Annotated in this window: 15 protein-coding genes and 1 pseudogene; 11 read left to right on the top strand and 5 right to left on the bottom strand. The window is 63.0% G+C overall.

The genetic code is table 11. The features are described 5' to 3' along the window. Positions 1-109 precede the first annotated feature (109 nt). Positions 110-1,564 (top strand): purple acid phosphatase family protein, encoded by a 1,455-nt coding sequence (locus QP909_RS02175; protein WP_284765984.1) that lies wholly within the window; start codon positions 110-112, stop codon positions 1,562-1,564. A gap of 17 nt (positions 1,565-1,581) precedes the next feature. Here QP909_RS02175 and QP909_RS02170 read toward each other — a convergent pair whose 3' ends face one another. Continuing rightward, positions 1,582-2,217 (bottom strand): response regulator, encoded by a 636-nt coding sequence (locus QP909_RS02170; protein WP_284765983.1) that lies wholly within the window; start codon positions 2,215-2,217, stop codon positions 1,582-1,584. Beyond that, complete coding sequence (locus tag QP909_RS02165) at positions 2,214-3,350, bottom strand: sensor histidine kinase (protein WP_284765982.1); 1,137 nt, start codon at positions 3,348-3,350, stop codon at positions 2,214-2,216. The genes QP909_RS02170 and QP909_RS02165 overlap by 4 nt, the downstream gene beginning before the upstream one ends. A gap of 112 nt (positions 3,351-3,462) precedes the next feature. Between QP909_RS02165 and QP909_RS02160 the strand changes: the two genes are divergently transcribed. The 6 genes and pseudogenes from QP909_RS02160 to QP909_RS11875 all read left to right on the top strand — a co-directional run bounded on the left by QP909_RS02160 (position 3,463) and on the right by QP909_RS11875 (position 8,371). Then, the gene (locus QP909_RS02160) at positions 3,463-4,068 is read left to right on the top strand and encodes an ABC transporter ATP-binding protein (RefSeq protein WP_284765981.1); all 606 of its coding nucleotides are present in this window, start codon (positions 3,463-3,465) and stop codon (positions 4,066-4,068) included. After that, positions 4,052-5,305 (top strand): FtsX-like permease family protein, encoded by a 1,254-nt coding sequence (locus QP909_RS02155; protein WP_284765980.1) that lies wholly within the window; start codon positions 4,052-4,054, stop codon positions 5,303-5,305. The genes QP909_RS02160 and QP909_RS02155 overlap by 17 nt, the downstream gene beginning before the upstream one ends. A gap of 174 nt (positions 5,306-5,479) precedes the next feature. After that, positions 5,480-5,773, top strand: a complete 294-nt coding sequence (gene groES, locus QP909_RS02150; RefSeq protein WP_005322702.1) for a co-chaperone GroES — start codon at positions 5,480-5,482, stop codon at positions 5,771-5,773. A gap of 8 nt (positions 5,774-5,781) precedes the next feature. After that, a complete protein-coding gene (groL, locus tag QP909_RS02145) occupies positions 5,782-7,398 on the top strand; it encodes a chaperonin GroEL (RefSeq protein ID WP_284765979.1) in 1,617 nt (538 codons plus the stop codon). 63 nt (positions 7,399-7,461) lie between these two features. Continuing rightward, positions 7,462-7,968, top strand: a pseudogene (locus QP909_RS11910) (P-loop NTPase family protein); the annotation flags it as partial. Continuing rightward, positions 7,964-8,371, top strand: a complete 408-nt coding sequence (locus QP909_RS11875; protein WP_350309214.1) for an AAA family ATPase — start codon at positions 7,964-7,966, stop codon at positions 8,369-8,371. The pseudogene QP909_RS11910 and the gene QP909_RS11875, both read left to right, overlap by 5 nt. Before the next feature lie 9 nt (positions 8,372-8,380). On the opposite strand, the gene QP909_RS02135 is transcribed toward QP909_RS11875, so the two are convergent. Then, positions 8,381-8,683, bottom strand: a complete 303-nt coding sequence (locus tag QP909_RS02135) for a WhiB family transcriptional regulator (RefSeq protein WP_005326832.1) — start codon at positions 8,681-8,683, stop codon at positions 8,381-8,383. 306 nt (positions 8,684-8,989) lie between these two features. Between QP909_RS02135 and QP909_RS02130 the strand changes: the two genes are divergently transcribed. Next, positions 8,990-9,562 (top strand): sigma-70 family RNA polymerase sigma factor, encoded by a 573-nt coding sequence (locus tag QP909_RS02130; RefSeq protein WP_239278076.1) that lies wholly within the window; start codon positions 8,990-8,992, stop codon positions 9,560-9,562. 65 nt (positions 9,563-9,627) lie between these two features. Continuing rightward, positions 9,628-10,383, top strand: a complete 756-nt coding sequence (locus tag QP909_RS02125; RefSeq protein WP_284765978.1) for a hypothetical protein — start codon at positions 9,628-9,630, stop codon at positions 10,381-10,383. A 3-nt stretch (positions 10,384-10,386) separates the two neighbouring features. Here the strand turns inward: QP909_RS02125 and QP909_RS02120 are convergent, their stop codons facing one another. Continuing rightward, the gene (locus QP909_RS02120; RefSeq protein WP_005326826.1) at positions 10,387-10,758 is read right to left on the bottom strand and encodes a DUF5319 domain-containing protein; all 372 of its coding nucleotides are present in this window, start codon (positions 10,756-10,758) and stop codon (positions 10,387-10,389) included. 119 nt (positions 10,759-10,877) lie between these two features. Between QP909_RS02120 and guaB the strand changes: the two genes are divergently transcribed. Together guaB and QP909_RS02110 are read left to right on the top strand one after the other, a co-directional pair. Next, entirely contained in the window at positions 10,878-12,398 is a 1,521-nt protein-coding gene (gene guaB, locus QP909_RS02115; protein ID WP_284765977.1) for an IMP dehydrogenase, read from the top strand. Positions 12,399-12,405: 7 nt separating this feature from the next. Next, complete coding sequence (locus tag QP909_RS02110; RefSeq protein WP_284765976.1) at positions 12,406-13,569, top strand: GuaB3 family IMP dehydrogenase-related protein; 1,164 nt, start codon at positions 12,406-12,408, stop codon at positions 13,567-13,569. Between the two features lie 112 nt (positions 13,570-13,681). Here QP909_RS02110 and QP909_RS02105 read toward each other — a convergent pair whose 3' ends face one another. Further along, a complete protein-coding gene (locus QP909_RS02105) occupies positions 13,682-14,053 on the bottom strand; it encodes a hypothetical protein (RefSeq protein ID WP_284765975.1) in 372 nt (123 codons plus the stop codon). Positions 14,054-14,078: the final 25 nt, after the last annotated feature.

The following is a 14,078-nucleotide window of genomic DNA, read 5'->3' as shown; positions in this document are numbered from 1 at the left end:
ACAGGTAGGGTTCAAGCGCTTTTCGCGCGCTCGTAATACAGTGTTCACATTCTTATGGTGTTCTAGGGAGCCGAACCGCTTCTTCTAAGACTCCAAAGGTGAAAACTGTATGCTCCGTTCATCGCGCTTCGTCGCCTCCTTCGCCACCGCCCTCGCCGTGGGTGGTGCCCTCGCCCTCGTGCCTGCCAGCCCGGCGCTGGCAGCTGATGCGCCCATATACCGCACCATCTTGCAGCCGGGCGAGGATGAATCCCAGGTCATGGTCACCTGGCGCACCAAGTCCAAGGCAGACGAGGTCCTCGAGGTTACCGGCCCAGAAGGCACCACCACCTTCCACGCCGACGAGCGCGACTTTGGCGCCTTGCTGTACAAGTCCCAGTTCGCCACCGCCACCGACCTGCAGCCGGATACCGAGTACTCCTACCGCGTTGGCTCCGAGGAAGGCGGCTGGTCCGAGCCAGAGACTTTTAACACCGGCTCCAACGGCGATGACTGGTCCTTCCTTACCGTCGCCGACCCGCAGATCGGCGTGGACCTCAAGGTAGATGACCAAGCCGAACAGTGGCGCAAGACCATCGGCCACGCGGCCTCCCACGTGCCGAATGCCAGCATGATCTGGTCCCTGGGTGACCAGGTGGAGGGCTGGGGTGCGCAGGTACCGCAGTATGATGCGTACTTCTCCGCCCCGGAGATCCGCCATATCCCCACCAACACGGTCCCGGGCAACCACGAGACCTATAACCTCACCATGAAGCATCATGATGAGCACTTCTCCAACCCGCACCAAGCAGACGATATCCGTGACCACTACTTCGAACGCAATAACGTGCTCTTCATCGGCCTAGACTCCAATGCTTCTTCCGACGCCGATATCGCCCGCCACGAGCACTTCCTGCGCGAGGCCATCGAATCCCGCGGCGCGGATAATGACTGGATCGTCGTTGGTATGCACCACGGCCCATACTCCCAGGGCTCGCATCACTTTGATAAGGACGTCACCAACCTGCGCGAGAAGCTCACCCCGGTGCTTTCTGAACTCAATGTCGATGCCGTGCTCTCCGGCCATGATCACATCTACACCCGCAGCCACCTGATGAAGAACAATAAGCCGGTCCTGCCGGAAGAAAAGCCGCAGCGCGGCGATGTTCTCGAGCCCAAGGAGGGCGAGGCGCTGTACCTGACCACCACCACCGCGGGCGGCGGCAAGTACTACGACTTCACCGACGTCAACAATAAGAAGCACAAGGGCGCGCGCATGGAGACCATCGATCCAAAGCTTGCCCACGAGTCCACCGCCATGTGGCGCCAGGACTACACCGAGGACTACATGCGAGTGGACGTCTCCGATGACATGCTCACCTTCACCACCTTCAACGAAGGCGATAACACGGTGGTGGACAAGGTTTCCCTCAAGAAGAAGGATCGCGGCGCTGCGCCTGCCGACGACGCTACCGACCCCACAGACTCCACCGACCCAAACACCCCAGCGGTGCCTAAGGATCCGGAGGGCGGCAGCTCCCTGAGCTCCAGCGATATTTTCGGTGGGCTCAGCTCGAAGAAGTAACTAGCGTCGCCCACTGGCTAGCGCTCTGTATGGCGCAGCCACGCTAATACGGCCTTGACCCGCCGGTTGGAATCCTCGGGCCGAAACCCGAGCTTCATAAACACATTGGATACATGCTTGCTTACTGCTCCTGCGGTAAGAACGAGCGTGTCTTCAATTTCTTTATTGCTCAATCCTTGGGCCATAAGCCCCAGCACCTCCCGCTCGCGGGCGGTGAGCTGGGCTAAACCAGTACGCCGCGCCGACAGCAGCGCAGTTACGACCTCTGGGTCCACCACGGTGCCGCCGCGCGCGACCTCGTCTAGCGTGCGCACGAATTCTTCCACATCAGAAACCCGTTCCTTAAGCAGGTACCCGAATCCGCCGTGCTCTAAGAGACGGTCGAGGTAGCTTGCCGCTACGTATTGGCTCAACACCACCACCGGCTGGGTGGGATTTGCGGCACGCAGGTCATGCACGGCGCGCAGGCCATCGTCGGTCAAGGTCGGTGGCATGCGCACATCGCTGATAATCAGGTCAAAATCTTCCTGCCCGGCAATAGCTCGCAGTTCTTCGGCATCCGTGGTCACCGTAACGCTATGCCCCAGAGCGCTCAGTAGCTGCTCGAGCCCCGCGCGCAGCAGCGCGGAATCTTCCGCCAGTAGTAGTTTCATTCGGCCTCCTTCAGTGGCAATTCGACCTGCAGCCGGCCACCGCGCTCACCCGCAGCAGCGTCATGAGCCGCGGTAAAGCTCACCGTGCCGCCCAGTGCGGCGGCGCGCTCGCGCAGCCCGGCGAGACCGGTGCCCGTCTCAGCTGGCTCCTTGGCCGTGTGGCCGAGGTCAGCTCCGAGTCCGGGCCCGGTGCCACTATCAACGATGTCTAGGCGCAGCATCTGCCCGAAAGCAACCGTTACCGTCGCCTGGGTGGCCGCGCCATGCTTGGAAGCATTGGTAAGCGCCTCGGCCACCGCGTGGTAAGCCAGCAGGGCAGTGGTTTCATCCACGGAGCGCTCGGCGCCTTCGACGTGTAGTTCGGTCTCCAACCCGGAGTGGGCGAGGAGTTCGTCGAGGGCGGGGATTAATCCGGCGTCGAAAAGCACCTGCGGGGCAATGCCACGCACCGTCGCCCGCAGGGAGGCGAGGGCCAAAGAGGCATTATGTTCCGCATCGGCCAAGGCCGGTTGCGCCTCGGGAGGGGCCTGCAATTTCGCCGCGGCCAAATTGAGCTTGAGTGCAGTGAGGTACTGTTGCGGACCATCGTGCAGCTCGCGCTCGATGCGGCGGCGCTCGCCGGAAAAGGCATCGATAAGCGTGGCACGCGAGGCCGCCAACTCCTCGGCCGAAGGACTCAATGCCAGCCGAGTCAGCGAGGTCGATGCCAAGACCAAGAGGCGGTTAAGTCCCACCAATAAAGCCACCAGCAGCGCCGCGGTGAGCCAGCAGGTGAAGAAAATGAGCGGCCGGTTGGTGGTGGACCACTCGCCAAAGGAGAATTCGGCATTTGGCACGAACGGCGCAATTGCCAGCACGCCCGCCGTAAAACCCACGGCAGTCCACGCGGCAAAGCAGGCAGCCGAAAGCAATAGCTGCACAATAAGGTGATAAAACTGCTGCCAATCAAACCAACGGCCCGCACGCCGGGGTGGGATCTGTACACCCATCCACTGCGCACCCAACCGGCCGACAAATTCCGCGGCGCGTCCCACCAGCGGAATCCACGGCAGCATCAGTACCGAAACCACCAACGCCGGGATAAATAGCGCGCCGAGGACGAGGCTCCACGCGCAGGCTTTGAGGGTTCGCATAACCCATGAGCCTAGCCGCCCTGCCGCGGTGGGGGCAGTAGAGCTAGCTCTACCATTTTCTGGGCGGCCCACTCCATGTCTTTCTTCTGCGCGGCCGAGTGGAATCAAAGGCATGTTAAAAGCAGATAACCTCAGCAAGCGCTACGGCCGCCACACCGTGCTCAATCGCGTCAATGTGTCCATCGCCCCAGGCGAATTCGTCGCCATCATGGGACCTTCAGGAAGCGGCAAAACCACGCTGCTGAACCTGTTATCCGGGCTAGATAAGCCCACTTCCGGCCGAGTCAATGCGCCGGGGCGCAAGCAGCGAGCCTTTGTGTTCCAGGACTATAACCTGCTGGAATCCCTCAACGCGCAGCGCAATGCCACCTTGACCGCGCGCTTTTCCGGCCGGCGCCCTACACGCGGCACGGTGGCGGAGGTCTTTGACTCGCTTGGCCTTAGCGGGTTGGAGCGCCGCCTGCCCGCGCAGCTTTCCGGCGGGCAGCAGCAACGCGTAGCCGTCGCCCGGGCACTGCTGGCCCAGGCGCCCTATATCTTCGCCGACGAGCCCACGGGCGCGCTTGACGACGCCACCGCATCCACCGTCCTTTCCCACCTGCGCGCCGCCGCCCGCGATGGCGCCAGCGTGGTCATGGTGACCCACTCGCACCTCGCCGCTGAGGCGGCCGACCGGATCATCTCCTTAGAGGAGGTGGCCCATGTTGGTGTGGCTTAAGGACCTACAGTCCAATTGGCTATCGTGGCTGGCCGTGGCGCTGACCTTGGTAGTGTCTTCCACCTCGTGCACTCTGGCGCTGGCCATGCTGGTGGCTTCCTCCGGGGCCAAAGAGAACCCCGCCGGCCCGCTGGGTGGCACGGTGCTCGGCATGGCCCTGTGCGTGGTGGTGTTGGTGACGCTATCGCAGATGCGCCTTATCATCTCCGAGCGCGAGCCGGTCTACCGCTCCTGGCGCATGGTGGGCATGCCCGGCTGGATGATTCTCTCTTTCATCCTGGGCCACGTCGCAGCGGTCAGCGCGGCTGCCGGATTTCTCGGCGTACTGCCGGCCCGACCTCTGCTTGACCCGTGCGTGCGTGCCCTGCGCAGCGACGGCATCCCCATGCCGGATATCGCCATTACCGGCCAGGTCACCGCCATTGCGGTAGCCGTCTGCACGTCCGCGGCCCTGGTTGGTGCGCTGCCTCCACTGCGCCGCGTTTTCCGGCCGCGTACTCCCGCACACCCGATGTGGCTTCTGGTGAAATTCCTGCTTGCGGCCGCGGCTATCGGCGGCACGGTCTACGGGTGCCTGCACATCGATGACCCGGGTGACCTCTTGTCGGCCGAGATGGGGCTTGTCATCCTCGTCGCCCTCTTCTTACCTTGGCTCATGCCCGGTATCGACCAATGGACCCGCGCGGCCGGCATCGCTGGGGCCAACGTGCGCGTACGCCGGCACTTTTCCACCCCACACATCGTGCCGTGGGTGCTCCTCGGCGGCTTTATCGTCGCCGTCGGCTCGGGCCTGCGCTTTGGGAACGACGCAGGCGCCGGCGGCACCTTGTCCTCGTGGCAGGTCTTTGTCGCCCTTTTAGGGCCGGTCTTTGCACCTAGCATCGTGGGCGCCGTGCTTACCTCACTGCTGATGCGCGGGCGCATCGCCTCCGATATCCGCGGCCTCACGCTAGCCGGCGCCACCCCCTCGGCCTGGGCGCGCGTGCAAGTGGGGGAGGCGGCCTGCCTTACCCTTACTGCGGCCAGCGTGGTGTGGGCGCTGTGCTTGGCGACGCTCCTGCCTCTCCACCACCTGCTCACCCCGCAGGCTTCCTTCGTCCGAACGCTGGTAGAGGAGCTGTGGTGGTCGGCCTTTGCCGTGATTTTTGGTGCCATGTTTATTGCCCTGGGCGTCGTCAAGCTGGCACTGGCCGGCTTCGTGCGCGCCGGGCAACGAGAGCGCTGTAGGGATCGCTGAGGGCGTAGGAATGTGGGCCGGGTCATTGTTGAGGGTTAGCAGTCACGAGGGTAGAGTGCTAATCAGGTTGTTTGACCCACAGTTGTTCACCCGCGACGACGGCTGTGCTGGACATCCACAACCGGCACGCGCGCGCCATACCGGCGCGCATACGAACACTACGGAGGAAACATCATGGCAAACATTAAGCCTCTCGAGGACCGCGTCCTCGTACAGATCGTAGAAGCTGAAACCACCACCGCTTCCGGCCTGGTTATCCCAGATTCCGCCAAGGAAAAGCCGCAGGAAGCTACCGTCGTTGCCGTAGGCCCAGGCCGCACCAACGACAAGGGTGAGGTCACCCCGGTAGGCGTCAACGAGGGCGATACCGTTGTCTTTTCCAAGTACGGCGGCACCGAGCTGAAGTACAACGGCGAGGAGTACCTGCTGCTGTCCTCCCGTGACCTGCTCGCCGTCATCGAGAAGTAGGCCCAAAAATGGCAAAGCTCATTGCATTCGACCAAGAAGCCCGCGAGGGAATCCAGCGCGGCGTCGATACGCTGGCTGATGCCGTCAAGGTCACCCTCGGCCCGCGCGGCCGCAACGTCGTGCTGTCCAAGGCCTTCGGTGGCCCCACCGTCACCAATGACGGCGTGACCATCGCCCGCGATATTGACATCGAGGAGCCCTTCGAGAACCTCGGCGCGCAGCTGGTCAAGTCCGTTGCGGTCAAGACCAATGACACCGCGGGTGACGGCACCACCACCGCTACCTTGCTGGCCCAGGCGCTGATCTTCGAGGGCCTGCGCAACGTAGCGGCCGGCGCCAACCCCATCGAGCTCAACCGCGGCATCGCGGCGGCGGCCGAAAAGGCCGTCGAGGAGCTCAAGGCCCGCGCCACCGCGGTCAACTCCTCCTCTGAAATCGCCCAGGTAGCCACCGTCTCCTCCCGTGACCCGGAGGTCGGCGAGATGGTTGCCGGCGCCATGGACAAGGTGGGCAAGGACGGCGTTGTCACCGTCGAGGAATCCCAGACCATCGACTCCGCCGTCGATGTCACTGAGGGCATTTCCTTTGATAAGGGCTACCTTTCCCCGTACTTCGCTACGGAGGAAGAGACCTACCACGCCGTGCTGGATGACGCCGCAGTATTGCTCGTCCGCAACAAGATCTCCTCCCTGCCGGACTTCCTGCCGTTGCTGGAAAAGATTGCCGAGACCAACCGCCCGACCCTCATCATTGCGGAGGACGTCGAGGGCGAGCCGCTGCAGGCGCTCGTCGTCAACTCCATCCGCAAGGTGCTCAAGGTAGCGGCCGTGAAGGCTCCGTACTTCGGCGAGCGCCGCAAGGGATTCATGGATGACCTGGCCGTCGTTACCGGCGCCACCGTCATCGACCCAGAGGTGGGCGTCAACCTCAACGAGGCTGGCCTCGACGTGCTCGGTTCTGCCCGCCGCGTGACCATCACCAAGGATGACACCGTCATCGTCGATGGCGGCGGCACCGCTGAAGCAGTAGAGGAGCGCCGCGAGCACATTCGCCGCGACATCGAGCGCACCGATTCCACCTGGGATAAGGAAAAGCTCGAGGAGCGTCTAGCTAAGCTCTCCGGCGGCGTGGCCGTCATCCGCGTTGGTGCGGCTACCGAGACCGAGGTCAACGAGCGCAAGCTGCGCGTCGAAGACGCCATCAACGCGGCCCGCGCGGCCGTCGAAGAGGGCGTTATCGCTGGCGGCGGCTCCGTGCTGGTCCAGATTTCCAAGGAACTCGAGTCCTTCGCCGAGGGCTTCGAGGGCGAGGCTAAGGTCGGCGTTCTCGCCGTCGCCCGCGCCCTGACCCGCCCGGCTTACTGGATCGCCGAAAACGCTGGCCTCGACGGCGCCGTCGTCGTCTCCCGCGTTGCCGAGATGTCTAACGGTGAGGGCTTCAACGCCAATACCCTGGAGTACGGCAACCTCATCGATAACGGCATTATCGACCCAGTCAAGGTCACCCACTCGGCCGTGGTCAATGCCACCTCCGTGGCCCGTATGGTTCTAACCACCGAGGCCTCCGTGGTGGAAAAGCCACAGGAAGAGCAACCTGCTGACGCCGGTCACGGCCACCAGCACTAAACCTTCCCAACAACGCCCGCCCGCTTCCCGCGCGGCGGGTTTTGTTGTGCCTAGACTAGGGCCGTGGAATACATCAAGGTCACCGGCGCGCGCGAAAACAACCTGCGCGATATCGCCCTGTCCATCCCCTAGCGCCAGCTCACCGTCTTTACCGGTGTATCCGGCTCCGGCAAGTCCTCCCTGTTCTTCGACACCATCGCAGCCGAGTCCCAACGGCTTATCAACGAGACCTACCCCGGATTCGTGCAGGGGTTTATGCCGTCGTTGGCCCGGCCGGACGTCGATAAGCTAGTGCATCTCACGGCCGCCATCGTGGTGGGCTAAGAGCCCATGGCCGCCTCCTCTCGCTCCACCTTTGGCACCGCCACCGGTATCACTGCCATGCTGCGCGTGCTGTACTCGCGCATGGCCACCCCGCGCGCCGGCGGCCCGGCGGCCTACTCCTTTAATGTGCCCTCCGCCTCCGGCCAGGGCGCCATCGAGGTCAACGGCACCAAGGAGGTGCGCCGTTTCGAGCGCACCGGCGGCATGTGTCCCGAATGCGAAGGCACCGGCCGCGGCGAAAATCTGCGATACTCTGTGCACCGTCGGCCTGGGGTATGTCACCCTAGGCCAGCCGCTATCTACTTTGTCCGGCGGCGAGCGTCAGCGCCTCAAACTTGCGGCGCACCTGAGCGATAAGAAATCTACCGCTGATGTGCTGGTCCTCGATGAGCCCACCACCGGCCTGCACCCAGCGGATACCGCGCGGATTCTGGCGCTGCTGGATGAGCTGGTGGACTCCGGACATACCGTCGTCTGCATCGACCACAATCTGGCCGTTCTCGCGCATGCGGATCACGCCATCGACTTGGGGCCCGGCGCCGGTTCGGCCGGCGGCCAGCTTGTCTTTAGCGGCACCCCGGCCGATTTAGCCGAGCAGCAAGACTCAGTGACGGGGCGCTTTCTTGCCGACGCCCTCGTCTCCTCCTAACCTTCTGCCTTAAGCGTTGACCGGCGCGGCGGCGCGGCGGCGTTGGCGCAGTGCAACGACGCGCTCGGATTCGCTCATTCCGCCCCAGACGCCGTAAGGCTCGGCGGATTGCAGGGCATGCTCGCGGCACAGATCAATGACCGGGCAGGAATTGCAGATGGCCTTGGCACGGTTCTCGCGCTGGGCGCGGGCGCGGCCGCGCTCGCCATCTGGGTGATAAAACACGTCCGAGTTTTCTCCGCGGCAGGCGCCTTGTAGCTGCCAATCCCACAGGTCAGCGGTGGGACCGGGAAGCAAATGAGGCTGAGACACGTTACTTAGCTCCTTTGTAAGGGCGAGAATTCTAGTGTGGCTTCCGCAGCGTTACGGGAAGCAACCTCACGTAGTGTTTCGTGCGTGGGTAAACGGTGGGTTACCGATTTTTGACTTTTAGGTATTCTTCCCATGCTCACCCCGCCTGCACCACGGTCTACCAGCGGAAACGGCAAAGGTTAACGGTTTATGAATTTTCTGCCGCTCGGGTTGTGCAGGCGCTGGGGTCGCGCGTCGCCTTTGCATAAACTTCCCGTGTGCCAATATGGTTAGTTACCGGTTTAAAACATGTCAGAGGGTGCATACGTGAGTGATAAGGAACAGGAGCTAGCGGATCTCGTCCCGCATGCCGTCGACGGCAGCCGTCGAGCGCTGCAAAAAGTCCTGCGGATCATTCACCCGCAGGTGCTGCGCTACTGCCGCGCCCGCATCGGCGGCGGCCGCCAACCCACCGCGGAGGATGTAGCCCAAGAGATCTGTCTGGCAGTGGCCACCTCTATTGGCTCCTACGAGGACAAGGGCCGCCCGTTTATGGCCTATGTCTACGGCATTGCGTTCAACAAGGTCACCGATGCCCACCGCGCCATGGGGCGCGATAAGTCCACCCCTACCGAAGAAATTCCGGAAGACTCCGCGCGTGACGCAACCCCTGAAGAGTGGGCATTGGAGGCCGACGGTAGTAACAGAATGCGCGCCTTGCTCGATACGTTAAGTGACAAGGCGAAAAACATCGTTATTCTGCGCGTGTTCAACGGTTTGTCGGCAGAAGAGACCGCGGAAATTGTGGGTTCCACCCCAGGTGCGGTTCGTGTCGCGCAACACCGAGCACTCGCTCAATTGCGAAAGGCCCTCCAAGCCGCCCAGGAAACTGCGCGCTAAGGGCTTAGAGGCCGACTCTTACAGCAGATATCTCTTAATAGAAAGGAAGGGGGAGAGACACCATCATGGCACCGAAGCACCACGGCGATAATGCCGGCCTAGCAGACCAGCTCCAGCCCTTGGTAGATGATGATGCATTCCTCACCGAGCTTTCGAAGGGAACTAACCCTTCCGACGGCCAGGATGACCTGGCGGAGCTGCTGCTGGAGTTAAAGGGGGACGTCGACAAGCAGATGCCTCCAGCCCCGCTGGTAGAAGGCGCCGATGCTGAGCCTGAGGTCATCGACCTAGGCCAGGCCCGCAAGCGCCGCCGTGGCGGCCCGTTCGTACATGGGCTTATCGGTGCGGCGGCCGCAACTCTAGTCATCGCTGGCGCCGGTGGAGCCATGCTGCACGCCGGAACCTTTGATAAGGGCGATAAGACCCGCAATGTAGAGCTGGCCGGCACGCTGGAAGAGATGGAATCTCGCGCGGCCGAAGGCGATATTGAAGGCGCTCGCGAATTGATGAAGGACGCCCGCGCCAAGCTGGATGAGGCCGAAGGCAAAGAAGAAAAGGCCATCGCCGCCAACCGCGAGGCGGATCGAAAGCGCTCTGCGCACCCGAAGCCCACCCCGCACACCGTGACGGAGACTGCCACCGAAACCGTGGCGGAAGAAGCTTCGCAACCGGAACAGCAGCCGGAGCAGGCCACCGTGACCGAAACTCAGTACGCCACCGAAACCGTGGTGGTCACGGAACAGGGGCAGCCAAACCCGCAGCCCAATCCCAACGTTGAGGATGAGCCGACGACCACCATCGAGTTGGGCCAGCAGCAGTAGAAGCTAGCGGCCCTCTAGGCCATCCAAATAACCCAAGGCGTAGTCCCAAGGCACGTAGCGGGAGGGATCGGGCTCGGCGCCGGGCTCATGCACCGGCGCTAGCTCGCCTTCGAGGGTGGCGCGCATATTAGCGGCCATAATATCCCACTCATAGAAGTGGTTCTCCTGGCAATCCTCGCACAAGAAGAAGATGCCATCGATGCCACGCGGGCCGAGGATGGACGCGAATTTCTGCACCAGCGCGAGGTCGTGGATGATGGCGATCCGGTCGTCGTCGGTAAGCGGCATGACCTGCTCGTCCTCCTCCAGGAAGGAGGCGGGGTCATTCGGATCATCGGCGAAAGGATCGCGGGGCATATTGGCGAAGAAGTTCACGCCTGCGAGCCTATTGAACTTACCCTCCCGAGGCAATTTACCCCCTGCCCAAATGGTGTCGTCGGCCGGCAACGCACTACAGTTAGGTTAGCCGCTAAACCTGTTAAGGAGAGACCTCGATGAGCGAGAACCGTATTCATACTGGTGGAGATGACCCGAACAAGGTAGCCCTGCGCGGCCTGACCTTTGATGATGTGCTCCTTTTGCCCGCCGAATCCAATATCGTGCCCTCCGAGGTCGATACCGGCGCGCAATTTACCCGCAATATCCGCCTCGGCGTTCCGCTTGCCTCGGCCGCCATGGATACCGTGACCGAGGCCCGCATGGCCATTGCCATGGCCCGCCAGGGTGGCATCGGCGTGCTGCACCGCAACCTTTCTACCGAGGACCAGGCCGAGCAGGTAGAGATTGTGAAGCGCTCTGAGTCCGGCATGGTCACCGACCCCATCACTGCGCGCCCGGATATGACCATCGGGGAAGTAGACGCGCTGTGCGCCCGCTTCCGTATCTCCGGCCTGCCGGTGGTAGACGAGGACGGCATCCTGTTGGGCATTTGCACCAATCGCGATATGCGCTTCGAGCCTGACTTTGACCGCAAGGTCAGCGAGGTCATGACGGCCATGCCGCTCGTCGTTGCGCGCGAGGGTGTATCTAAGAAGGAAGCCCTCGAACTGCTTTCGGCCAATAAGGTGGAAAAGCTGCCCATCGTCGATGCGGATAATAAGCTCACCGGCCTGATTACCGTCAAGGACTTTGTCAAGACCGAGCAGTACCCCAACGCGTCCAAGGACTCGGCCGGCCGCCTGTTGGTTGCGGCCGGCATCGGTACCGGGGAAGAGTCCTACCAGCGCGCCGCCGCGCTTGTCGACGCCGGCGTGGACGCCCTCGTCGTCGACTCCGCCCACGCCCACAACAACCGCGTGCTGGAAATGGTCTCCCGCGTGCAAAAGGATTTCGGTTCCAAGGTCGATGTCATCGGCGGTAACCTCGCCACCCGCGAGGCCGCACAGGCAATGATCGATGCCGGTGCCGACGCCATCAAGGTCGGCATCGGCCCGGGCTCCATTTGCACCACCCGCGTCGTCGCCGGCGTGGGCGCGCCGCAGATTACGGCTCTGATGGAGGCCGCCGCAGTAGCTGGACCGGCCGGTGTGCCGGTTATCGGCGATGGTGGCATGCAGTACTCCGGCGACGTCGCCAAGGCCCTGGCGGCCGGCGCCGATACCGTCATGCTGGGCTCCATGTTTGCCGGTACCACCGAAGCCCCCGGCGACATCGTGGTCTACCAGGGCAAGCAGTACAAGCGCTACCGTGGCATGGGCTCCATGGGCGCCATGCAGGGCCGCGGACTCTCCGGCGAGAAGCGCTCCTACTCCAAGGACCGCTACTTCCAGGCCGATGTGCGCAGCGAGGACAAGCTGGTTCCGGAAGGCGTCGAGGGCCGCGTGCCCTTCCGCGGCGATATCGATGCCATCGTGCACCAGATTATCGGCGGCCTGCGCGCTTCCATGGGCTATACCGGCTCCGCCACCCTGGCCGAGCTGAAGACCAAGCGCTTCGTCCAAATCACCGCCGCGGGCCTAAAGGAATCCCACCCGCACCACCTGCAGCAAATCGCAGAAGCACCAAACTACCGCTAGGAATATCATGCGTGAATACGCCGAAATCGGCATCGGCCGCGAGGCCCGCCGCACCTTCGATCTAGAGCAACTATCCATCGTGCCGCAGCGCCGCACCCGTTCCTCCAAGGACGTGGACACCACCTGGCACATCGACGCCTATACCTTCGACATCCCCTTCGTGTCCCACCCCACCGATGCGCTCGCCACCCCCGAGTTCATCATCGAGATGGGCAAGCAAGGCGGCCTGGGCGTCATCAATGCCGAGGGCCTGTGGGGTCGCCACAAGGACCTCGAGGGCGCCCTGGCCCGCATTTACTCGCAGCCGGGCGATAACTCCATCATCCAGGAGCTGCACGCCGCCCCGCTTGACGACGCCCTCCTTACCGAGCGCATCTCCCAAGTCCGCGACTCCGGAGTTACCGTTGCTGTGCGCGTTTCTCCGCAAAATGCTCGCGAGATGGCCCCGAAGGTCATCGCGGCCGGTGCCGAGTTGCTGTTTATCCAGGGCACCCTGGTCTCGGCCGAGCACGTGGCTACCGGTGGTGAGCCGCTGAACCTCAAGGAGTTCATTGGCTCCCTTGACGTTCCCGTCATTGCCGGCGGAGTCACCGACTACACCACCGCGCTACACCTGATGCGCACCGGCGCGGCCGGCGTCATTGTAGGCGCGGGCGTGACCACCAACGCCGAGACCGTCGGCATTGACTCGGCCATGGGCACCGCGATTGCCGACGCCGCCGCAGCCCGCCGCGACTACCTCGACGAGACCGGCGGCCGCTACGTGCACATCATCGCCGATACCGAGTTTGAAAACTCCGGCAATATTGCCAAGGCTTTCGCCTGCGGCGCTGACGGCGTTGCTCTCGGCCCACTGCTTGCCCAGGCCCGCGAGGCCGGCGGCAAGGGCTGGTACTGGCCCGCCACGGCCGGCCACCCGCGTTTCCCACGCGGTTTCGTCCAGTTCTCCGGGGCCGATACCGACTTGGACGTCGATTTCCTCACCACCGGTACCCCGGCCGAGGCTGCAGAAGAGTCTGCCGCCCCGTCGCTGGAAACCGTGCTGCATGGCCCCTCCAGTGAGCCTTTCGGCCGCACCAATATCGTCGGCGCGCTGCGCCGCTCCATGGCCAAGTGCGGCTATACCGACCTGAAGTCCTTCCAGAAGGTCGAACTCGCCGTTCGCTACTAATCCGCGCGAGAGTCCCCGACGCGGCTGTGCCTTCTTGGCGCAGCCGCGTTTCTTTTGCCCTATTGCTTCCTTCGCCGCTGAACAGATGCTAGGTGGCGAGGTAGGAGAGTGGTTAGGAAACCAATTGCCAGCCGCCTTCGCGCTTCCACGTAGTCTTGCCCGTCATTGGCCGCCATTGCCCTGAGTTGTGGACTGGGCACACGCGTACTCCCGAGGGATTGAGCTCTACAACCTTTTCTTCGCCGCTCGCGCGTAGAACCACCGAATTTTGCGCTACTTCTGGATGCCCCACGCGCTCTGCCTGCTGCGTGCCGCACAATGGAACCCACTCATCCCACTCGCTTCCAAAGACTTCCGCGGCCGGAAGCGTCACCTGTTGCGGGCCTTGTTCATCCAGCGCAGACGCCACCTCGGCCGTAGTTGGGGTGGCGTCACAACCGCACAACAACAGCCCCGCGGCGAGCACAATAGTCAAGCGCTTCATAAGCTATCAGTTTAGTGGGTTAGAC

It is taken from the genome of Corynebacterium sp. MSK195 (genome assembly GCF_030228885.1).
Taxonomy (GTDB): domain Bacteria; phylum Actinomycetota; class Actinomycetes; order Mycobacteriales; family Mycobacteriaceae; genus Corynebacterium.
The sequence above is the reverse complement of the archived record's forward strand: the minus strand, read 5'-3'. Positions and strand labels throughout refer to the sequence as shown.